Raw genomic sequence first — 21,645 nt, 5'->3', positions numbered from 1 at the left:
GATCAGCCCTCCATCATGCCGGAAGCGTCATGGATCGCGGCGCGGATGCGCACATAGGTCGCGCAGCGGCAGATATTGCCGCTCATCGCCGCGTTGATGTCGTCGTCGCTGGGCTTGGGCGTCTGCTCCAGCAGGGCGACCGCCGACATGATCTGGCCGGATTGGCAATAGCCGCATTGCGGCACCTCGACCCGTTCCCAAGCGGCCTGGACGGCGGTCGCCGCCTTGCCCGCGATGCCTTCTATGGTGGTGACGGACTGGCCGCCGACATCGCCGACCGCCATGGAGCACGACCGGGTCGGCTGGCCTTCCACATGCACCGTGCAGGCGCCGCACTGGGCCATGCCGCAGCCGAACTTGGTTCCCGTCAGACCAGCGACATCCCGGATCGCCCACAGCAGGGGCATCTCCGGATCGACGTCCAAGGTGACCGGCTTGCCATTCAATACAAACGAAACCGCCATCACTCTCTCCCTGAACCGCGTTTTGCACGGTACTCGTCGCAAATGACGGGGCCAAAGGCAGTGCGTGCCGTCACAAGGCCAGGGGAATTCCGCGATGCGCGCCGGACGGCCCGGTATCACTCCCCGGCGCGTCGGCGGCTGTGGCTGAAGCTGAGGAATTCGGCGCTTTCATGCGGCGGGCACAGCAGATCCTTGATGGGGATGCACAGCAGGTCCTTCTCCGCTTCGTCCGCCGCCTCCAGCAGCTTGGCGCACCGTTCCTGCCAGGGCGCGTCCAGGGCTCCGACGCCGCGGACCGTTCCGCGCAGGCCGATCCCCAGGCCCTTCAGCAGGTCGTGCAGGGTCGAGGAACTGAGGTCGCGGGTGGTCACCCAGGCGCCCTGGCTGGTCCGCGCGACCCAGTGGCTCTGCCGCAATTGCTCCAGCATGCCGTCGATCACGGCGCCGCCGACCGGCACCCGGCCGATCAGGGTCCGCCGGCGCATGCCGACCCCAAGATGGCTGGCGCGCAGCAGTTCGGCCAGTACGGCCAGCGCCACCGCGACCCGCTGGGCCGGCAGCAGTCCTTCGGGACCGATCTTGGTGATCTTGCCGGCCCGCCACTCCGGCAGGGCCGCCGCGACCTCCGCGCCGATCAGCACGGTGGACCAGGCGATGTAGAGCCACAGCAGGAAGATCGGGATGCTCGACAGGGCCCCGTAGATCGTGCGGTAGGCCGGGAACTGGGTGATGTACCAGCCGAACAGGCCCTTGGAGACTTCCAGCAGGACCGCCGCGATGAAGGCCCCCAGGACGGCGTCCTGCCAGCGGACCGCACGGTTGGGGATCAGCAGGTAGATGAGCGTGAACCCGATCCATTCGAACAGCCCGGGCAGCATCAGCCGCCAGGTCCGGATGATCTCGGCCTCGGTGTTGAACTGGAACGTCGCCAGCAGGTAGCTGGAGAACGACAGGCTCGCGCCGAACAGCAGGGGCGTCAGCGTCAGGATCGCCCAGAACGCCAGGAGGCGGGTGATCAGCGAGCGCGGCTCGGACACCCGCCAGATCGCGCTGAAGGATCCCTCGATCGTCCAGAACAGCATGACCGAGGTGATCGCCAGGCCGACGATGCCGAACGCGGTGAGCTGGCCGGCATTGCCGGCGAATTGGATGATGGTGTCCTGGATGGCATCGCCGACTTCCGGCACCAGGTTGCGCAGGATCAGGGTCTGCGCCTGCTGCTGAAGAGTCTCGTAAGCGGGAAAGGCCCGGAAGATCGCGAAGCCGATGGTCATCAGCGGCACCACGGCGAGCAGCGAGGTGTAGGTCAGCGCCGCCGAGGTGGTCAGGCAGTCGTCCTCGAAATACCGCTTGAACAGGTATTGCATGAAGCTGGCGAAGTCGCGCAGCCGCAACGGCAGCCCCTTGATCTTTTCCGATGTCCGGCCGAGCTGGAACTGCATCACGGATGTTCCCGCGGGTGGCGGAGCGCGGCCGAGGCGGTTACCGGCATAGGCGAACCGCTTTTCCCGTCCGGTCCGCCATGCCCCATCCCACCTTTGACCCGCATTTCCTTTGGTGTACGATGCCGGCCGCTTTCAAGCGCCGACAGCAAAAACACGAGGCCTCGATGTCTACTTCCTCCCAACTCATGGCCGGCAAGCGTGGCCTGGTCATGGGCGTGGCCAACGAACGGTCGATCGCCTGGGGTATCGCCAGCGCGCTCGCCGCGCACGGCGCCGAACTCGCGTTCACCTATCAGGGCGACGCCTTGGGCAAGCGCGTCAAGCCGCTGGCCGAGTCGGTCAGGTCCCCGCTCGTCGTGCCGTGCGACGTGACCGACGAAGCCAGCCTCGACGCCACTTTCAAAGCCGTCCAGGACCAGTGGGGCAAGCTCGACTTTCTGGTGCATGCGATCGCCTTCTCGGATAAGAACGAATTGGACGGTAAGTATCTCAACACTTCGCGCGCCAACTTCGCGCGTACGATGGATATTTCCTGCTATTCGTTCACCGCGTGCTGCCAGCGCGCCGTTCCCCTGATGACCGACGGCGGCAGCCTGCTGACCCTGTCCTATTACGGGGCCGAACGGGTCATGCCGCATTACAACGTCATGGGCGTGGCCAAGGCGGCCCTGGAAGCGAGCGTACGGTATCTCGCCGTCGATCTAGGCGGCCACAACATTCGTGTCAACGCGATCTCCGCCGGACCGATCAAGACCCTGGCCGCCAGCGGCATCGGCGACTTCCGCTATATCCTGAAGTGGAACGAGCTGAACGCCCCGCTGAAGCGCAACGTCACCATCTCGGAAGTGGGCGGCTCGGCGCTCTACCTGCTGAGCGACCTGGGCTCGGGCGTCACCGGCGAGGTCCACCACGTGGATGCCGGCTACCACACGGTCGGCATGGTGGCCGTGGATTCGGCCGCGGAGACGGCCCAGCTCCTGCAGGGACTGACCGGACAGGGATCCTCCGGCGCGGCCAAGGGCTGAGACAATGGCGGGAAACAGCTTCGGCACGGCCTTCCGGTTCACCACCTGGGGCGAGAGCCACGGGATCGCCATCGGCGCCGTCGTGGACGGGGTCCCGCCGAGGCTGCCGCTCAGCGAGGCTGACATCCAGCACTTCCTGGACCGGCGCAAGCCGGGACAGACCCGGTTCACCACCCAGCGGCGCGAACCGGACACGGTACGCATCCTGTCCGGTGTGTTCGAGGGTCTGACCACCGGCACGCCCGTCTCGCTGATGATCGAGAACCAGGACCAGCGGTCCAAGGATTATGGCGACATCGCCCGCAAGTTCCGGCCCGGGCATGCCGACTACACGTACCAGGAAAAGTACGGCATCCGCGACTATCGCGGCGGCGGCCGGTCGTCCGCGCGGGAAACGGCCTGCCGGGTCGCCGCCGGGGCGATCGCGCGCAAGGCCCTGGGCGACGGCGTCACGATCCGGGGCGCGCTGGTCCAGGTCGGACCGCACCGGATCGACCGCGATCGCTGGGATTGGGGTCAGGTGGACGCCAATCCGTTCTTCTGCCCCGACGCCGAAGCCGCGGCCCTTTGGGAGACCTATCTGGACGAGGTCCGGAAGAGCGGTTCCAGCGCCGGCGCGGTCATCGAGGTGGTGGCGTCCGGAGTGCCGGCCGGCTGGGGCGATCCGCTGTATGACAAGCTGGACAGCGACCTCGCCCGCGCCATGATGACCATCAACGCGGTCAAGGGGGTGGAGATCGGCGACGGCTTCGGAGCCGCCGAGCTGTCCGGCGAGGCCAATGCGGACGAGATGCGCCGCAACCCGGACGGCTCGGTGCATTTCCTGTCCAACCATGCCGGCGGCATCCTGGGCGGGATCTCCACCGGGCAGGACATCGTCGTCCGGTTCGCCGTCAAGCCGACCAGTTCGATCCTCACGCCGCGCCTGACCGTCGACCTCGACGGCAACGAGACCGAGATCCTGACCAAGGGCCGGCACGATCCCTGCGTCGGCATCCGGGCGGTACCGGTCGGCGAGGCGATGATGGCCTGTGTCCTGGCCGACCACATGATGCGCCACCGCGCCCAGTGCGGGGGGTGAAAGGAGCGATCGGGAGGGGGGCCGGGTTCACGGCATTCTTTTCAAATCTTCGTTGGGCCGATTCAATCCTCCGCTTGTTTCACTTCGATAGTGAAGAAAACGGTTCAGGGTGGTAATGCGCAACATGCCTGCCGAAACGGACGACGAGACCGGGACGGGCGAACGCGCGAAGGAAATGGATGATGTCAATCTGAGCCATTTCCTTCAGGCCTTCTTCGACCAGGTTCCGGCCATACTCTATATCAAGGATGAAGCGGGACGTTACGTGAAGATCAATCCGCACTGCGAGCGGATCTTCCACGTCAGCGACGCGGAGGCCCGGGGACAGACGGACGACAAGTTCTTCCCGCCGGAAATGTGCGCGCAGTTCCAGGCCAACGATCGTATCATCCTCGAAACCGGCGAGCCGCAGACCTTCGAGGAGACCGCGGTCATCGGCGACGACGTCCATACATACCTCGCCCGCAAGTTCCGCGTGAGCGACGAACGGAACGGCAAGCACTATGTCTGCGGGATATCTACCGACGTCACGTCGCTGAAGAATTCGGAGAACAAGCTCGCCGCCGCCACGGCTGAGGCGGAGCGCGCCAGCCGGGCGAAGTCGCAGTTCCTGGCCGCGATCAGCCACGACATGCGCCAGCCGATCCAGGCGGCATCGCTGTTCCTGGGCGTGCTGGACGGCAGGATCGCGGACCCGAAGGCACGCGAGGTGCTTGAGCGGGTGCGGTCCTCGATCGACGCCGTCCACGGCATGCTGGGAGACCTGCTCGACCTGTCGCGCCTGGACGCGGAGCTGATCGAGCCGACCCCCCGGCCCGTCCCGATCGGCGAGATCCTGTCGCGTCTGCACGCCGAGTTCGCGCCCCAGGCCGAACTGAAGGGCATCACCCTGCGCACCGTGCCGTGCGCGACCAACGTCGCCACCGACCCGGACCTGCTGATCCGTATCCTGCGCAACCTGCTCGCCAACGCCGTGGCGCATACCGCCACCGGCCGCATCCTGCTCGGCTGCCGGCGCAGCGGCGGCATGGTGCGGGTGGTGGTCGCGGATACCGGCGCCGGCATCCCGGAAGGACAGCAGCACAGGATCTTCGAGGAGTTCTACCAGATCGGCAACCCGGAGCGGGACCGTAGCCGCGGGTTCGGGCTCGGCCTCGCGATCGTAAGCCGGATCGCCAGTATGCTCGGCCACCCCGTGGCCCTGCGCTCCACCGTCGGGAGGGGATCGGTCTTCTCGGTCACGATCCCGGTCGCGGCACCCGCTCCCGTACCGGGTCCGCAGCTCCAGGCCCGAGACGACGCGAACGGCGGCGCCTTGGCCTGCCGTCCCGTGCTCCTGATCGAGGACGATCCCGCCGTTATGGGAGCCCTGGAGATGCTGCTCGAGGAGTGGGGGCTGCCGGTCGTCACGGCCCAGACCGTCGAGGAACTGGCGGACAGCCTCGGCCGGCTGGAGACGGTGCCGGCATTGATCATCGCCGACTACCGCCTGCCGGGCGGCAGCACGGGTGCGGACGCCGTGGCGCTGGCACGCTCCCGCGTGTCGCCCGACCTGCCGGCCATCATCATGACCGGCGACACCGCGCCGGAGCGCCTGCGGGAAGCCCGCGCCAACGGCAGCCATCTGCTGCACAAGCCCGTCCAGGCCGACCAGCTCCGCCACGTGGTCGGAGCGATCCTCGGACGGCAAGCCGCCCCGGAGGCCCGGCTAGAGGCCGAGGGCCGGGAACAGGGCTTCGCCCGCCTGGACGACGCCGGCCAGGATCGCGGCGGAAACGAACACCGTCGCGACGCTCAGGCCGAACCCGGCCATCAGCATCATGCCGTCGCGTTCCGCCAGTCCCAGTGAGATCACGCACAGCGCGATCGCGGGGAACCAGCCCAGAAGCGGGATCGGCGTCATCAGGACGACGCACAGCGCGACGCACAAGGCGCCGATCAGGCGTTCCCCAAGGGGCGAGGTCAGCCACAGCATGCGCGGCCTGAGCACGTCTTCGAGCCGGCGCATCCGCGGGATGAGCCTGTCGAGCATGCGCGCCGCCTGATCCCGCTTGACGCTGCCCCTGAGCAGCCCGCGCGGCAGCCAGACCGACTGACGCCCGATCATCAGCTGGACGGAAAGCAGCACCAGCGGAAGGTCGAACACGATCGCCATTCCGATCGGGAGCGGCAGCAGCGTCGGCAGGGCCATCGCGAGCATGAAGCCGCCGAACGCGCGATGACGCAGGGCGTCCACGAGGTCGGCGAGGCTGACGCGGTCGGCCGGAAGGTTATTCCGGAATTCGGTCAGGAGATCGGTGATGCGGCGTGTGTCGCAGGCCGTTTCGGCACCGATAACGGCAGTCATGGGAAAGCAACCATCAACAAAAGGGAGCCCGAGGGCTGGGGCGCGAACGACGTACGGGGTGGATGTCGTCCACCGCCGTACCGGGCTTGAATCCGTACCGCCTACATAGGACAGTGTACGGGCCGCACAATAGACGGGTCAAAACAGATCCGCCATTACCCAGGAGGAAACACAGAGATGCCACAGCCTGATCACGCGATGGCGCTGCCCGTACCCGACGCGGACACCCTGGACGACGACCTTCAGGCCTATTTCGCGAAATGCCGGGACAAGCTCGGCCTGGTGCCCAACGTGCTGCGATCCTATAGCGCACGGCCGGAGAAGCTGCGTACATTCATCAAGCTGTACAACGAGCTGATGCTGGGCGACAGCGGCCTCGACAAGCTGGAGCGCGAGATGATCGCGGTCGTGGTATCCTCCGCCAACCGCTGCTACTACTGCCTGGTCGCCCACGGGCAGGCGGTCCGCAGGCTGTCGGGCGATCCGCAGCTGGGCGAGATGCTGGTGATGAATTATCGCGTGGCGCCGCTGTCGCCGCGCCACCGCACCATGCTGGACTTCGCCTGGAAGCTGACCGTGACGCCGCACCTGATGGACGGGGAGGATCGGCAGGCCCTTCGCGACGCCGGCTTCGCGGAGGCCGACATCTTCGATATCGCCGACGTCGCCGGTTTCTACAACATGTCCAACCGGGTCGCTTCGGCGGTTGATATGATCCCCAACCCCGAGTACCACGGAATGGACCGGTAAGGCACCCAGCGGTCGGGTAGCAACCGGCGCGGGCCAATTCGGGAGACATGATGTTCCGCTTCATCAAGGGCCTTTTCGCGTTGATCGGTTTGATCACCGTGCTGCTGGCCGCCGGCGGCGGTTATCTCGCCTACCGCTTCCTGGAGCGGGAGGAGCCCGCTCCCGAGACCATCGTGCTCGAGCTGGACCTGGACCAGCCGCTGGCGGAGTACGTGCCCGACGATCCGCTGGCTGGCGCGCTATTCGCACGTACGGAGAGCCTGCGCGACATGGTCGACTCGCTCGACCGTGCGCGGAGCGATCCTCGGGTGAAGGGCGTCGTGGCTCGGCTCGGCGGCGACCGGATCGGTACGGGCAAGGTCCAGGAACTGCGCGCGGCGATCCAGCGGTTCCGCGACAGCGGACGTTTCGCCTACGCGTTCGCAGAGACGTTCGGCGAACTGGGGCCGGGCGACCGCGCGTACTATCTGGCGAGCGCGTTCGACCGGATCTGGCTTCAGCCGGTCGGCATGGTCGGGCTGACGGGCATCGGCGCCACGATACCGTTCGCCCGCGAAGCGCTGGACGAGTTGCAGGTCCAGCCGGAGCTGCGGCACCGCGAAGAGTACAAGAGTTTCATGAACACCTTCACGGAGCGGGAATTCACGGAACCGCACCGGGAGATGATCGAAGCCCTGGTCGGCGACCTTCACGAGCAGCTCGTCTCCGGGATAGCCGAGGGACGGGGCATGGACCCTGCCGCCCTGCGCCAGCTGATCGACCGCGGGCCGTTCCTGGACCGCGAATCCGTGGAGGCGAAGCTGGTGGACCAGCTGGGATATTTCGACGAGATCAGGGACGCCGCGCTCGACCGCGCCGGGGCCGGCGCCGAACTGGTCGAGGGCGGCGACTATCTGGACGTCGCCGGTCGGCCCCATGGATCCGGCCCGACGATCGCGCTGATCTACGGCACCGGCTCCATCCAGAGGGGAGAGAGCGGCGTCGATCCGCTGATGGGCGGAGCCTCGATGGGATCGGACGACGTCGCCGCTGCGTTCGAGGAAGCGGCCGAAGATCCCAAGGTGCGCGCCATCCTGTTCCGGATCGACAGCGGCGGCGGTTCCGCCGTCGCCTCGGAGACGATCCGCCGGGCATTGGTCAAGGCGCGGGAAGCCGGGAAGCCCGTGATCGTGTCGATGGGCGAAGCCGCCGCGTCGGGCGGCTACTGGATCGCCATGAACGCCGACAGGATCGTTGCCCAACCCGGCACCCTGACCGGATCGATCGGCGTCATCGCCGGCAAGGTGGTGACGACAGGCCTTTGGGGCAGGCTGGGCATCGACTGGGAGCAGGTGACCCGCGGCCGCAATGCCACCATGTGGTCGCCGCTGTCAACCTACAGCGAAAGCGAATCCCAGCGGCTCGATACGATCCTGGACGACATCTACGGCGCCTTCGTACGGAACGTCGCCGAGGCACGAAAGCTTCCGGCCGCCGCCGTGCGGGACATCGCCAAGGGCCGTGTCTGGACCGGCTCCCAGGCCAAGGCGCTGGGCTTGGTGGACGAACTGGGGGACATGGACGCGGCGCTGGGCTTCGCCCGGGAAGCGGCCGGCCTGGCCCGCGATGCCGGCGTGACGCTTCGACTCTTCCCCGAGCCTGAATCGCCCTGGCGGCAGGCGCTCGACCTGGTCTCCGGACGGTCGGAAGCGGCCGCCACGACGGCTGTGCTGGGGCGGCTTCAGCCCCTGCTCCGGGAATTGGCCCCGCTGGTCCGCGACCCCGCCGCCGAGACCCTGTCCATGCCTCCGACCGGGCTGCTGCGTTAACGTCGCCCGAGGGGGGAGAGCCGGCACAGGAAAGTCGGTTCCGGAGGGCGCACGGTCGACTCCACCTTGGCGCAGCTGTCGTCCCCGATCACGAAGCCGAAGGAGCGGAACGCCTCCTCGACACCCTGCCCGCGCCGGTCGCGACGGAACATCCCGAACACGGGTCCCTCATGCCCCGAGACGATCGCCGCGGCCTGCCGGGTGAAGGGGTCGTCGGCCCTGTAGGCATAGTCGAAGCCGTCCAGCCGGATGAACCGGTTGGACGGGTGGAAGGCTGGAATGAAGTGGGCATCGGCGCTGCGCCCCGCCATCAGGATCACGGCGTCCCGGAGGCCGCGGTACTGCACGGGAACGGATGCTCCTACGAACGGATCGTCGTTCCAGTCCTTGCGGGCGAAGTCCGCCTTGCTGGTGGTCGCCACCAGCGCAAGGCAGCACGCCACCGTGGCATAGGTGCCGGCCCGGGGGCCGAGCAGCGCCACCAGCATGACGCAGAGCAGCAGCGGAACCAGCATTTCCAGGGGTACCGCATAGCGGTAGATGGAGAACAGGACCAGCCAGCCGGCATAGCCGACCAACGCCGTCCACAGCAGCATCCGGGCGTTGAAGCCCGTGAAGACGCCGCCGTTCAGCCGCCAGCGGACCATGCGGGTGGTCAGGGCGGCGACGAGCAGGGCGACCGCCACGGCGAAGGCGGCCAGCAGGCGGAAATCCCGCCAGGGCGCCTCGGAGATACGGTCGGCATCGAAGCTGAAGATGACGGGATAGACCAGATACTCCAGCACGTCCGCCGGGAGGTAGCGCAGGTCCCGGCCCTCCCCGGCGCCGACGAAAGGCGATCCGAACAGACGGTTGAAGAACGGGAAGAAGGGATTGCCGAACTCGGCCTGCATCCGCACCATCCAGAAGCCGGCCGACAACAGCAGCCCCACGACCGCCGCCATCCCGGCCGCGGCGCAGGCCAGGACTCGGTCGCCCGCCCGGCCCGCGGTAGCCAGGGGTGCAGCGACGATCGCCAGCACGAAGGGCGCCAGGGTCAGCTTCAACCCCAGCCCGATCCCGACCACCAGTCCGGCACAGGCCGGGCGCAGCAGCTTCGGCAGGCGCCCCCTGCCGCCGCCGGGCTTGCCCAGCAGGATCAGGAGCGCCCCCAGGAAGAACAGGCTGGCGATGAGGTCGTGGTGCCACGACCCGAGGGTACCCATGGCGGCGGCCGTCCCGAAGCCTGCGGCTGCCAGGAAGCCCGGCAGAAGGTTGGGCATCGCGGAAGATCCCCTGACCCTCGGCCCGAGCGCCAGGCGGGCGCAATGGAACAGAAGGATCACGTTGATGCCGTGGATGGCGCCGAGGGTGAACCCGACGGCGCGCGCCGGCAGGGTTTCCACGCCGACATAGAACGCGATGTCCAGGACGGGGTTGAGGAAGGTATGGAAGACCGCGGGCAGGATATCGTACCCCAGCCGGTCGTTCAGGAAGGCATAGCCGTTATAATAATGATAATGGAGCAGGTCCCAGGCCATGCTCTTGCCCATGTACAGGGACAGGAGCCCGGAGGCCAGCGGCGCCAGCCAGACGAGAACCGGAATGGCGGCATTGGCGTACCGGAAGATTTCCAGGCCATCGTTCTTGCCGCGGCTTGTTCCGCTTGTGGTCGTCTGTGCCGTCATAGGGTGTCCCGGTCTGCTGGCGCTGGGTCTATGGCGCGTCATTTACCGGCAAGGACTCGCCGGCCGGCCGTGTTCATTCTGTGACGCGCACCTCTCTGGAGGGGTGGCCCGTCAGCCCTCCCGGACACCCCCGACGAGGAACTCCCGGTTCCCTTCCGGTCCCTGGATCGGGCTTTCGGTAATACCCAGGACGCGCCAACCGGGTATCCCGGACAGCCAGGCGGAGACGGTGTCGCATACCTCCCGGTGCAGTCCGGGGTCTCGGACCACTCCTCCCTTGCCGACCCGGCCCTTGCCCACCTCGAACTGGGGCTTGATCAGCGCCACCAGCCTGCCGCCCGGCCGTGTCAGGCTCAGCGGCGCCGGCAGTACGGTCATCAGGCTGATGAAGCTGGCGTCGCAGACCACCAGGTCGATCGGCTCGGGGACCTCCGCCGCGGAGAGATTGCGTGCGTTGGTCCGCTCCAGCACCGCTACGCGCGGGTCCTGCCGCAGCTTCCAGGCAAGCTGGCCATGCCCGACATCGACGGCGTAGACCTTGGCGGCTCCACGGGACAGCAGGACGTCGGTGAAGCCGCCGGTCGAGGCGCCGACATCCAGGCAGACCAAGCCTTCGGCATCGATGCCGAAGTGATCCAATCCCTCGACCAGCTTCAGCCCGCCGCGCGACACCCAGGGATGGTCCTGCCCCTTTACCGAGAGCGGAGCATCCCCCGCCAGCATCTGGCCCGCCTTGTCGATGCGCAGCGTGTCGGAATAGACGAGGCCGGCCATGATCAGGGCCTGTGCCTTCGACCGGCTTTCGACGAGGCCGCGTTCGACCAGCAGATTGTCAACGCGCGAGCGCGTCATGCCGGGGTCTTCCTTTCCAAACGAATCTGACATCGCGACGCCGCATCGATAGCAAGCCCGTGGATCGCTGTCAGGGAAGTCTGTCGCGGGACAGCGGATCCAATCGGTATTCCAGCAAACCCAAGCCCAGCACTCGACTGTCGAGGCTCGTCCCGAGCAAGCTCGGGCTTATGGGGTCCTCGGCGACAAACTCCACCTTGATCGCCTGGCCCTTGGGCCGCTTCAGGACGGCGGAAAACTCCGACGGCGTCGGCAATACGTCCCACGTCGCCACCAACGCGCCGTCGGCGAACACCTTCACGCGCTGGGAAGGCGCTGGAGCATGAGGAAACGCCTGGGCCAGGACCGTCAACAGGAAGGTATCGTTTCCGGGTGCGGGCGGCATGATCCAAAGCGTCGCACGCGCGCGCCCCCAGATTCCCCAGCTCTCGTTGGGCCACCAATCCGAGCCGAGAGCCTGTGAACCCTGCTTACCGATTCCCACCTCCATGGGCTGGGCGAGCGGCATTGAAGGCATGGGAATAGATGAGTTGATTTCCTGATCCCACCGAAGAGCGGCAATGTCCAGGCCGCAAAGTCCCTCGATGTCGTGCTTGTCCGCATAATCCTTGACGCGCAGCGCATAGTCGAACCGCGTAGGATCATTGAAGTTCCAGTCAGGCGGGTTGAATGTAGAGACTCCGTTTATGGTTTCGAGATCAAATACTTCTCCGATGAGCATCGCATCGACGTTATGGCTGTACTGCTTCAGCAGATCCGGCTGGCCCGGCGATTTACCTTCACGGGAGACCATGGCTGCGAAGGCCAGGCATTCCGCGGGGGGCGGAGGAAGGTCGGCGAGCCGGCGTTTTTCCTCCATGCCATCGAGCAACGCGACACTCCCGGTGTTCAATTGCTCAACCACCAGCAGCAATCCAAGTCCCACCTGCAGAAGCACGCGGCCCCGCATCTTGAACATGCCGGCCAGCCCGATTATCGCTATCACGGCTACCGGTCCTGCCAGGAAGATGTAGGATCGGACGACGGCACGGGTCGCCTTGGCACCGGGAACCGCCTGATAGATCCAGATCCACAGCGAGTTGCCGCCGATATTGAGCGTCAAGATCCAGAACACGACGACAGCGACGATCGGTGCCCGCAGGACCGATAGGTGCTTCCAGCACCATATCGCGCCGATGACGAAGCATATCAGCAGCACCGGGGGTATCCCGACGACGTGCTCCCCCCTCAAGGGGAAAATGTCGGGATGATGTGCATTCACCGTCCGGACGATACCGCCGTAGAGCAGGTTGTCGGGCCCGACATTGAACAGCGTGAATGGCGCCCCGAGGTATGGCGACACCTGGGAGTAGTCGTGCATCCCCGTCTCGGCCGCGCGAGGAAGATAGAGCTCGAGGAAAGGCATCAGGCTGATCGCCGTGACCCCGAGCAACAGCACCAGGACTAACGCGTGGCGCCGAGCCAGAGCCAGCCCTTGGTAGGCTATCGACCTGCCGACCTGTCCGGTAAAGGGCAAAGCCAAGAGACAGAGAAGGGTGTAGAACGCCAGGAACCATGCCGTGTAGAAGGCGGTGAGCAGCCATGCCGCATAGAGCACGACTGCTGCGGTTCCCCACCCCAGCGCCGCTGCCCGGCTATCCGTGACCAGACCGGACACCATCCGCGCAGCCAGCCACACGAACAACGGCACCAACGACACGGTCAGTATCTGTGCATGGCCGGATTGCAGGAACGCGCCCGAACTGACGGTAAATAGAACCGCCGCCAACAATGCCCAGCCGAAATCCAATCGCAGGATTTGGCGCGACAGTATGAACGTCGCGGAGAACCCGATTATACGGAAAACGAAATTGACCAGCTCAGCGGAGAGGAAAGGATCTGCCCCGGCTCCTCTGAACAAAGCATGCCAGAATCCGAACAGGAAATAGCCGTCATTGTAGGCGAGTGTGCTATCATAAGGAAAGAAGTAGTTCGTCGTGTCCCAGTCGGATAAACCTTTGTAAACATTATTCCAATGCTCAAGAATGCTGATCTGGATTATCCCATCAAGCCGATCGCCGGTCGTTACGGCAAATCCCGTTGCGATCTGGTCCTGAAAAACAAGCACCAAAGACAAGACGAGCGCAATAGCCCATAGAACGCTGCGCACAGCGACATTCTCATTATTCATACTCGAGCTTTCTCGGACAATAAGATCGGAACCCTACCCGATTTGATTAATACCATTAGTCATGATGATGAGATGATTGCGAATGGCGAGTCCTGCCGAATCCATCCCGTGTGATACGGAATGTTTCTTATGCAATGCAATATCCCAAAAGTAGAGCGAACTTGATGCCGCATGACTTCCTGGCCTGCGCAGTTCCATTGCAGCAGACCGGACAGGCCATGTAGTGAAATGGGCCGGCGCGACCTTGCCTACGACGCACCGTAGGGGTCGGGGTAAGCGAATCCCGGATCTTCAGAAGTGATGACGCTCGCGCCCATCACCAGCGAAACCCGGGAGTTGCCGGCTTCGACCTTTTTCAGCTGCTTGCGGGGCGTGCAAGGCGAAGCCCGCTTGTGCGCCGATCGGGCGCGCGGCACCTGCGGCCGTCGCTGCCCGATGCGGCAAGTCGCGCCGCACTCCTGGTCTTCCCGGCACGGCGCCGTGCGCCAGGCTACGCCCGCGCCGCACCCTGTCCGGCCAGCCCCTGGGCGGCCCCGTCGACGCCCATCGCCTTCAGGGCGGTCGCCACGATGTGCCGTGCCGCCAAACCGGCCTCCTCGTACTGCTTCGCGGGCGTATCGTGGTCCAGGAAATGGTCGGGCAACACCATGCACCGGATCTTCATCCCATGGTCCAGCAGCCCGGCCCCGGCCAGGAAGTGCAGGACGAAGCTGCCGAAGCCGCCGACCGAGCCCTCCTCGATGGTGATCACGACCTCGTGCGAGGCGGCGACACGCCGGATCAGATCCTCGTCCAACGGCTTGGCGAAGCGGGCATCCACGACGGTCGTGGACAGGCCGCGCGCCGCCAGGTCCTGGGCGGCGGACATGCATTCCTGCAGGCGGGCGCCGAAGCTCAGAAGCGCCACCTTGCTGCCTTCCTGGACCACGCGGCCCTTGCCGATCTCCAGCACCCTGCCCCGCTCGGGCATGTCGCGGCCGACGCCTTCGCCGCGGGGGTAGCGGAACGCGCTGGGGCGGTCGTCGATCGCCGCGGCGGTCGCCACCATGTCCATCAGCTCGACCTCGTCCGAGGCGGCCATCAGGACCATGTTCGGGAGGCAGCCCAGATAGGCGATGTCGAACGATCCGGCATGGGTGGCGCCGTCGGCGCCGACCAGCCCGGCCCGGTCGATGGCGAAGCGGACCGGAAGGGATTGCAGCGCCACGTCGTGGACGACCTGGTCGTAGCCGCGCTGTAGGAAGGTCGAATAGATCGCCGCGAAGGGCTTGTATCCCTCCGTCGCCAGCCCGGCGCAGAAGGTGACCGCATGCTGCTCGGCGATGCCCACGTCGAACAGGCGGTCGGGAAAGCGCTTGTCGAACAGGTCGAGGCCGGTCCCGGACGGCATCGCGGCGGTCACCGCGACGATCTTGTCGTCGGCCTCCGCCTCCTTGATCAGCGCCTGGGCGAAGACACGGGTGTATGTGGGCGCGTTGGACTTCGCCTTGGCCTGGGCGCCGGTCACGACGTCGAACTTGGAGACGGCATGGAGCTTGTCGGCCGATGCCTCAGCCGGTGCGAAGCCCTTGCCCTTCTGGGTCACCACATGGACCAGGACCGGCCCCGTGTCCTCGGTGTCGCGCAGGTTCTGCAGCACCGGGAGCAGGTGGTCCAGGTTGTGGCCGTCGATCGGCCCCACATAGTAGAAGCCCATTTCCTCGAACAGGGTGCCGCCGGTCACCATGCCGCGGGCATATTCCTCCGCCCGGCGGGCGGCCTGCTTGAGCGGCCGGGGGAAGTGCTCGGCGATATCCTTCGCGAGATGGCGGAGGCTCAGGTACGGCTTCGACGAGATCAGCCGCGACAGGTAGGCGCTCATGGCGCCGACCGGCGGGGCGATCGACATGTCGTTGTCGTTGAGGATGACGATCAGGCGGGACTTGTCGTCGCTGCCGGCATTGTTCATCGCCTCGTAGGCCATGCCGGCGCTCATGGCGCCGTCGCCGATCACGCAGATCACGTGGTTGCGCTTGCCGGACAGCCGATTCGCGACGGCCATGCCGTACCCGGCCGAGATCGAGGTCGAGCTGTGGGCGGTGCCGAACGGGTCGTACTCGCTTTCCGACCGCTTGGTGAAGCCGGACAGCCCTCCCCCCTGGCGCAGGGTGCGGATACGGTCGCGCCGCCCGGTCAGGATCTTGTGCGGATAGGCTTGGTGGCCGACATCCCAGATCAGCCTGTCATCCGGCGTGTCGAAGACATGGTGGAGGGCCACCGTCAGCTCGACCACGCCCAGGCCGGCGCCGAGATGGCCGCCGGTCACCGAAACCGCGTCGATCGTCTCCGTCCGAAGCTCGTCCGCCAGCTGCCGGAGCTGATCGGGCTTGAGCTTGCGGATCTGGGCCGGGACGGTACAGCGATCGAGCAACGGGGTCTTGCTGGGTGCGGTCAATACAACCTCCTTTGGTCAGGCGCGCCGCTCAATGACGCCGCTCAACGACATAGGTTGCGACAGATTTCAGGATATCCGCCCGGCCATCGAAAACATCGAGATGACGGGCGGCCTGGTCGGCCAGCAGGCGCGCCTGGTCGCGCGCCCGCTCGACTCCCAGGATCGAGACAAAGGTCGCCTTGCCGGCCGCCGCGTCCTGGCGCGCCGGCTTGCCCGTAACGGACGGGTCGCCGTCGATGTCGAGCAGGTCGTCGGCGATCTGGAAGGCAAGGCCCAGATCGTGGGCGTAGTTTTGCAGGGCATGCATTTGGGGCGGCGACGCGCGCCCCAGGATGGCGCCGGCGCAGCACGAGAAGGCGATCATCTCGCCGGTCTTGAGCCGCTGCAGCCGGGTCGTGGCCCCCATGTCGAACTGCGTCGTCTCCGCGATCAGGTCGAGCATCTGGCCGCCGACCATGCCGTGCATGCCGGCCGCCCTGGCCAGCGCCGCGACCAGCGAGCACCGGACCTTGGGATCCTCGTGGGTCTGGGGATCGGCCAGCACCTCGAAGGCGAGGGTCAGCAGGGCGTCGCCGGCCAGGATGGCGGTCGCGTCGTCGAAGCGCTTGTGGACGGTGGGGCGGCCGCGCCGCAGGTCCGAATTGTCCATCGCCGGCAGGTCGTCGTGGACCAGCGAATAGCAGTGGACGAACTCCACCGCCGCCGCCACCCGCACCGCGCAGTCGCGGGCGACGCCGAACAGGCCGGCGCTGGTCATGACCAGGAAGGGACGCAGCCGCTTGCCGCCGCCCAGGCATGCGTAGCGCATCGCCTCGAACAGCTTGGCCTCGGTGGTGTCGGACATCGGCAGGAGATGGTCGATTTCCTGCTCGACCAGTTCTGCCGCTTCGCCCATGGCGGAGGAGAGTTCGTTCGCCACTATTCGATCCGCGCGGGTTCTGCGCCGATCGAACCGTCGGCGGCAACGGTGATCCGGTCGACCTTCGCCTGGGCTTCGCGAAGCTTGGCCTCGCAGTGGCGGCGCAGGGCCGTGCCGCGCTCGTAGGACGAGATCGCGTCGTCGAGCTTGGCGCGACCCTCCTCGAGCTGGCGCACGATCCGCTCCAGCTCGCCGAGGGCGTCTTCGAAACTCAGCGCTGCGACATCGGGGGGTATTGCGGGGTCAGCCATCATCCTACCGTCACCAGGGTACCTTGGCGACTTTAGGGCGGTCGCCGGCCTGTCCGCAAGTCCGGCTTGGCTGCCGGACCGCGAAGGCGGACCGATCCCCCTGACGTGGAGGCCCGGCGGATCACGCCGCCATCAGTTCCTGTACGTGCGCGGCGCAACTTGAGGCAAGGGCGCGAATGTCGTACCCCCCTTCCAAGGTGGATACGATGCGTGCACCGCAATATTCGCGCGCGAACTCGCCCAGCTTGCGGGTAACCCAGACATAGTCGTCGTCGACCAGGTGCAGGCTTGCGAGCGGATCGCGGGTGTGCGCGTCGAAACCGGCCGAGATCATGATCAGCTCCGGCTGGAAATGCTCCAGCGCCGGGAAGATCCGGGTCATCATGGCGTGGCGGAATTCCGGGCTGCCCGCCATCTCGGGCAGCGGCACGTTCACGATGTTGTCGGCCACGCCGCGCTCCTCCAGGAGCCCGGTGTTCGGGTACAGATGGGCCTGGTGGGTCGAGGCGTAGAACAGGCCGGGATCGTTCTGGAAGATGTCCTGGGTGCCGTTGCCGTGATGGACGTCGAAATCGATCACGGCGACCCTGCTGATGCCGTGGACCTTGCGCGCTTGCTCTGCCCCGACCGCGACGTTGTTGAACAGGCAGAAGCCCATCGCCCGGGCCGTCTCGGCATGGTGGCCGGGCGGCCGGGTCGCGCAGAACGCGTTGCGCGCCTCCCCGCCCATGACGGCGTCGACGGCGGCGCACACGGCGCCGGCGGCCCGGAGCGCCGCCTCCCCGGAACTGGGGCACAGCACGGTGTCGCTGTCCAGTTCGACATGGCCCTCCGTCGGGATCGCGGCCAGCACCCGCTCGATGTAGGAGATCGGATGGACCCGGGCGAGCTGCTCGATCTCGGCGCGCGGCGCGACGCGGCGGTCGAGGAAGTGGAAAGCCTCGCCTTCCAGCGCCGCCAGGACGGCCTTCAGGCGCTCGGGGCATTCCGGATGCCCGATGCCGGTGTCATGGTCGATGCAGGAGGGATGGCTGAAAAGGGAGGTATACATCGGTCTTCTTCTTTTTCTGAGCGTTTCCCCGCGTGACGGGCATGGTCCCAGATCGCTCCCCGGTTTGCATCGGGAATTTTCCGAATCCAGCCTCACGGCCTACCGCGCATCCTCCCTTGCCGGGGTGGCAGCCCCCGACGGCGAAGGCGCGGCTCTCCCGAGTATCCGCGAACGGCGGCTTTCCCGCCGCAACTATTCCCGGGAAGAGGGAGCGCCATCTTGCCGCGCCCGGTCAACCGGACTTCCGTATCCTGAAGGTATAGACGGCGCCGTCCAGGTCGACCGACAGGAGCTCGTGGCCGGTCGCTTCGCAGAAGGCGGGGAAATCCTTCGTGGCGGCGGGGTCGGTCGCCTCGATCACCAGGACGTCGTCGGGGGCCAGGTGCTTCATAGCCTTGCGGGCGCGCAGCACGGGCAGCGGGCACGTCAGGTCCTTGGCGTCGAGGATGTGATTTGCCATGGCGGTATTCCTTGAATGCTGATGGCGAAAGCTGATAGGAGCGGACCGGCTTACGCCCGGCAGGCGCCTGGCGGCAAGACCGGCCGCGCCGCATCCGGTCGCGTGACTGGCGGAACGGTGAATTGGCTTTACGGAGCCGGCCGGATCGCCGATATGTAACCCTGACTTTAGAATTATCAGTCTATCTCAGCCCTTTTCCATGCCGGTTCCGGGGCGACCGGCGGCAGCGAGAGAACCGCGTCAGTATGACCATAGAGGATCTTCAGGAAAGCGCCCGCGAAGCGAGCAAACTGCTGAAGGCGATGAGCAACGAACGCCGACTGCTGATCCTCTGCCACCTCGCCTTGGGGGAAAAGTCGGTCGGGGAGCTGGAGACGCTGGTCGACCTGAGCCAGTCCGCCCTTTCACAGCATCTGGCTCGGCTGCGCCGGGACAATCTGGTGCGCACCCGCAGGTCGGCGCAGACGATCTACTATTCCCTCCAGGGCGGCGAAGCGGCGGCCGTCATGAAGGTGCTCCACGATCTCTACTGCGCGCCGCAGCCGGACCGGATGGACGTACCGGCGGCCGAGGACAGCGCCGCCGTCGCCTGAGTCACCCGCCCGGGCCCCGCCCTTCGCCGGACATCGTCCAGCGCACCCCCACGGCGGCCAGGGCCAGCCAGCCGACCATGAAGGCCATTCCGCCGACCGGTGCCACGGCACCCAGCGGGCTGGGCCCCTGCACCGCCAGGAGATAGAGCGCCCCGCAGAACAGCAGGGTGCCGAGCAGGAAGCACCAGCCCGCCACCCCGAGCAGCCAGCCCGCCCGCCCCGCGGCCCCGAAGCGGGCCAGCGTCGCGACCCCACCCAGCGCCAGGGCATGCCACATCTGGTATTGCCCGGCGATCCGGAACAGTTCGACCGAACGGGCGTCGGACAGCCCGTGCGACGCATAGGCTCCGGTCGCCACCGCGATGCCGCCGCTCAGTGCCGCCAGCACGAGCCACAATCCGGTGATGCGTTGCGACATAACTCAGAACTCCCGCTTTCCGCCGTCGCCCGCTCCCCGTGCCCTGCCCGCTCGCCATCCATGCGGACGGATATGGCCCGGCGTTTGCTACGACCATAAGGGTGAGCAGCGGCGACAGCTATATCCTTTGGTTTATGCAAGCTGCTTCGCATTTTGCAATTCGAGACGCCGAGCCGAAGACCATGCCCCATCTTTCGCGCATTACGCCAGTCCTCAAGCAAAGCATCGGCGGCCGGTCCGGGAAGATCGACGGCGGGCACCATCCCGCGAAGGCCGGGCCGCAGGGAACCGAGGGGATGTTGGGCGCCCTCATGGCCGCCACGTTCGACGGCATGGCGTTCCTCAAGGCGGTCCGCGACCCGAACGGCCGCGTCGTCGATTTCCGCTGGCTCCTGATCAACGAGGAAGGCGCCCGGCTGATGGGCCGCCGCTCCGCGGACCTGATCGGCCGGCGGCTGACGGCGACATTGCCGGACCTGGTGCCGGGCGGCCTGCCCGACCGGCTGGCCGCCGTCGCCGAATCAGGAGAGGGCGCGCGTTTCGCGGGTCCCTCCTGCGGGACCCGGGCAAGCGTCGAACAGTTCGATTATTCCGCCGTGTCGATCGACGATGGAGTGGCCCTCGGCTTCCGGCCGGCCCGGTCCTTCGGCGGGGCAACCGCAGAGGATGCTCGGCATGCCGAACGCTCCAAGGCCACGTTCCTCTCGCTGATGAGTCACGAGATCCGGACGCCGCTGAACGGGGTGGTCTGCGCGCTCGACCTGCTCGCGGAGGGCGTCGCGCCGGAGGACCGCGACGCCTTCATGGAGACCGCCCGCAACTCGGGCAGGGATCTGGCCCGGGTCATCGACGAGATCCTGGATTTCGCGAAGCTGGAGAGCGAGCCCGTCGAACTGCTGGACTGCCCGTTCCGCCTTACCGACGTGGTGGCCGCGGAGATCGACGCGGTGATCCGGACGGCCGAGGCGAAGGGGCTGACCATCGCCTGCCGGACCGACGCGGCGTTGTCCCGGACCGTACGGGGGGACCGCCAGAAACTGGCCAGGATCCTGCGGAACCTGCTGTCCAACGCGATCAAGTTCACCGAAGCCGGGGGACTGGCCGTGGCGCTGGAGAGCGCCGCCGGGTCCCTCGGCCCGATCGCCGGCGATGCCGCGGGCGACCGGGGCGGCGAACTCGTATCGTTCGTGCTTTCCGTGACCGACTCCGGCATCGGCATCGATCCCGGCTACCGGGCAAGCCTGTTCGAAGCTTTTTCCCAAGCCGACTGGTCGATGAACAGGCGCTACGGCGGTTGCGGCCTGGGACTCGCCGTCGCGAGCCGGCTCGCCGCGGCGATGGGGGGCCGGCTGACGGTGCTCAGCGAGCCGGGAACCGGCAGCAGCTTCCGCCTTCACCTGACGATGCGGGCCGCCGATGGCCCGGGAACGTCGCCGGCCTCCACGTCGGGCACGGTTCGGCCTCTCCCGGCGGGGCGTCAGGCCGCGGCACCCGGTCCCGCATCCGGGGGCAACCGGCCGAAGATCCTGCTGGCCGATGCCAGCGAGGCCAGCCGCCTGGTGACCGGCCTGATGCTGATGCGCGCGGGCTTCCTGGTCCATACCGCGACCACCGGGAGGAGCGCGGTCGACGCGGCGGGCAGGACGCTGTTCCAGGCCGTCCTGCTCGACATGGCGATGCCGGACATGGCAGGGCTGTCCATGGCCTCGTCCATCGGAGCCCCCGGGGGAGTCAACGCGGGAACGCCGATCATCGGCATGACGGCGCATGCCGACGCCGCGGAAGCCGCCCGCTGGCGCGCCGCAGGTCTCGGCGGCCTGCTGGTGAAGCCGTTCCAGAAACGCGACCTGCTCGAAATGCTGGGAATCTGCATGGGAGGCTCGGCCCTTGCGGCCGAGTGAGGGCTGCGC

General features: G+C 66.8%; 18 protein-coding genes and 1 pseudogene. 7 read left to right on the top strand and 12 right to left on the bottom strand.

Annotation, left to right across the window (positions count from 1 at the left end; genetic code table 11):
* Positions 1-2: 2 nt before the first annotated feature.
* Both IGS68_RS09710 and IGS68_RS09705 read right to left on the bottom strand, forming a co-directional pair.
* Entirely contained in the window at positions 3-464 is a 462-nt protein-coding gene (locus tag IGS68_RS09710) for a (2Fe-2S)-binding protein (RefSeq protein WP_201079390.1), read from the bottom strand.
* A 116-nt stretch (positions 465-580) separates the two neighbouring features.
* Positions 581-1,906, bottom strand: coding sequence for a YihY family inner membrane protein (locus IGS68_RS09705; protein ID WP_201079388.1), 1,326 nt, complete (start codon positions 1,904-1,906; stop codon positions 581-583).
* A gap of 167 nt (positions 1,907-2,073) precedes the next feature.
* Between IGS68_RS09705 and fabI the strand changes: the two genes are divergently transcribed.
* The 3 genes and pseudogenes from fabI to IGS68_RS09690 all read left to right on the top strand — a co-directional run.
* Positions 2,074-2,934, top strand: coding sequence for an enoyl-ACP reductase FabI (gene fabI / locus IGS68_RS09700; protein WP_201079386.1), 861 nt, complete (start codon positions 2,074-2,076; stop codon positions 2,932-2,934).
* A gap of 4 nt (positions 2,935-2,938) precedes the next feature.
* On the top strand, positions 2,939-4,015 hold the full coding sequence (aroC, locus tag IGS68_RS09695) for a chorismate synthase (protein WP_201079384.1): 1,077 nt from the start codon (positions 2,939-2,941) through the stop codon (positions 4,013-4,015).
* A gap of 115 nt (positions 4,016-4,130) precedes the next feature.
* A pseudogene (locus IGS68_RS09690) lies at positions 4,131-5,624 on the top strand (PAS domain-containing sensor histidine kinase); the annotation flags it as partial.
* A 99-nt stretch (positions 5,625-5,723) separates the two neighbouring features.
* Here the strand turns inward: IGS68_RS09690 and IGS68_RS35480 are convergent.
* The gene (locus IGS68_RS35480; protein ID WP_247881260.1) at positions 5,724-6,362 is read right to left on the bottom strand and encodes an exopolysaccharide biosynthesis protein; all 639 of its coding nucleotides are present in this window, start codon (positions 6,360-6,362) and stop codon (positions 5,724-5,726) included.
* Between the two features lie 177 nt (positions 6,363-6,539).
* On the opposite strand from IGS68_RS35480, the gene IGS68_RS09685 reads away from it, so the two are divergent.
* Positions 6,540-7,112: a peroxidase-related enzyme gene (locus tag IGS68_RS09685; protein ID WP_201079380.1), complete on the top strand. Its 573-nt coding sequence runs from the start codon at positions 6,540-6,542 to the stop codon at positions 7,110-7,112.
* 47 nt (positions 7,113-7,159) lie between these two features.
* On the top strand, positions 7,160-8,920 hold the full coding sequence (sppA, locus tag IGS68_RS09680) for a signal peptide peptidase SppA (RefSeq protein ID WP_247881259.1): 1,761 nt from the start codon (positions 7,160-7,162) through the stop codon (positions 8,918-8,920).
* Here sppA and IGS68_RS09675 read toward each other — a convergent pair.
* From IGS68_RS09675 to IGS68_RS09640, 8 genes are all read right to left on the bottom strand, one after another.
* Positions 8,917-10,587, bottom strand: a complete 1,671-nt coding sequence (locus IGS68_RS09675) for a hypothetical protein (protein ID WP_201079378.1) — start codon at positions 10,585-10,587, stop codon at positions 8,917-8,919. The two genes, sppA and IGS68_RS09675, sit on opposite strands and share 4 nt — an antisense overlap.
* A 111-nt stretch (positions 10,588-10,698) precedes the next feature.
* Positions 10,699-11,439 (bottom strand): TlyA family RNA methyltransferase, encoded by a 741-nt coding sequence (locus tag IGS68_RS09670; protein ID WP_201079377.1) that lies wholly within the window; start codon positions 11,437-11,439, stop codon positions 10,699-10,701.
* 70 nt (positions 11,440-11,509) lie between these two features.
* Complete coding sequence (locus tag IGS68_RS09665; protein WP_201079375.1) at positions 11,510-13,609, bottom strand: hypothetical protein; 2,100 nt, start codon at positions 13,607-13,609, stop codon at positions 11,510-11,512.
* A 490-nt stretch (positions 13,610-14,099) separates the two neighbouring features.
* Entirely contained in the window at positions 14,100-16,043 is a 1,944-nt protein-coding gene (dxs, locus tag IGS68_RS09660) for a 1-deoxy-D-xylulose-5-phosphate synthase (protein ID WP_201079373.1), read from the bottom strand.
* A gap of 28 nt (positions 16,044-16,071) precedes the next feature.
* Entirely contained in the window at positions 16,072-16,938 is an 867-nt protein-coding gene (locus IGS68_RS09655; protein WP_201081228.1) for a polyprenyl synthetase family protein, read from the bottom strand.
* A 23-nt stretch (positions 16,939-16,961) separates the two neighbouring features.
* Positions 16,962-17,213, bottom strand: coding sequence for an exodeoxyribonuclease VII small subunit (locus IGS68_RS09650; protein ID WP_158048179.1), 252 nt, complete (start codon positions 17,211-17,213; stop codon positions 16,962-16,964).
* Positions 17,214-17,334: 121 nt separating this feature from the next.
* Entirely contained in the window at positions 17,335-18,264 is a 930-nt protein-coding gene (locus IGS68_RS09645) for a histone deacetylase family protein (RefSeq protein ID WP_201079371.1), read from the bottom strand.
* A gap of 232 nt (positions 18,265-18,496) precedes the next feature.
* A complete protein-coding gene (locus tag IGS68_RS09640) occupies positions 18,497-18,724 on the bottom strand; it encodes a sulfurtransferase TusA family protein (RefSeq protein ID WP_201079369.1) in 228 nt (75 codons plus the stop codon).
* A 245-nt stretch (positions 18,725-18,969) separates the two neighbouring features.
* Here IGS68_RS09640 and IGS68_RS09635 point away from each other — a divergent pair, with 245 nt between their 5' ends.
* A complete protein-coding gene (locus IGS68_RS09635) occupies positions 18,970-19,317 on the top strand; it encodes an ArsR/SmtB family transcription factor (RefSeq protein WP_201079367.1) in 348 nt (115 codons plus the stop codon).
* A 1-nt stretch (position 19,318) separates the two neighbouring features.
* Here the strand turns inward: IGS68_RS09635 and IGS68_RS09630 are convergent, their stop codons facing one another.
* A complete protein-coding gene (locus IGS68_RS09630) occupies positions 19,319-19,735 on the bottom strand; it encodes a DUF423 domain-containing protein (RefSeq protein WP_201079365.1) in 417 nt (138 codons plus the stop codon).
* Between the two features lie 296 nt (positions 19,736-20,031).
* Here IGS68_RS09630 and IGS68_RS09625 point away from each other — a divergent pair, with 296 nt between their 5' ends.
* Entirely contained in the window at positions 20,032-21,636 is a 1,605-nt protein-coding gene (locus tag IGS68_RS09625; RefSeq protein WP_201079339.1) for a hybrid sensor histidine kinase/response regulator, read from the top strand.
* The last annotated feature ends 9 nt before the right edge of the window (positions 21,637-21,645 follow it).

Origin of the sequence: Skermanella sp. TT6 (genome assembly GCF_016653635.2) — a bacterium.
In the GTDB taxonomy this organism is placed as follows: Bacteria; Pseudomonadota; Alphaproteobacteria; order Azospirillales; family Azospirillaceae; genus Skermanella; species Skermanella cutis.
This window is presented reverse-complemented; position numbering and strand designations above follow the sequence as displayed.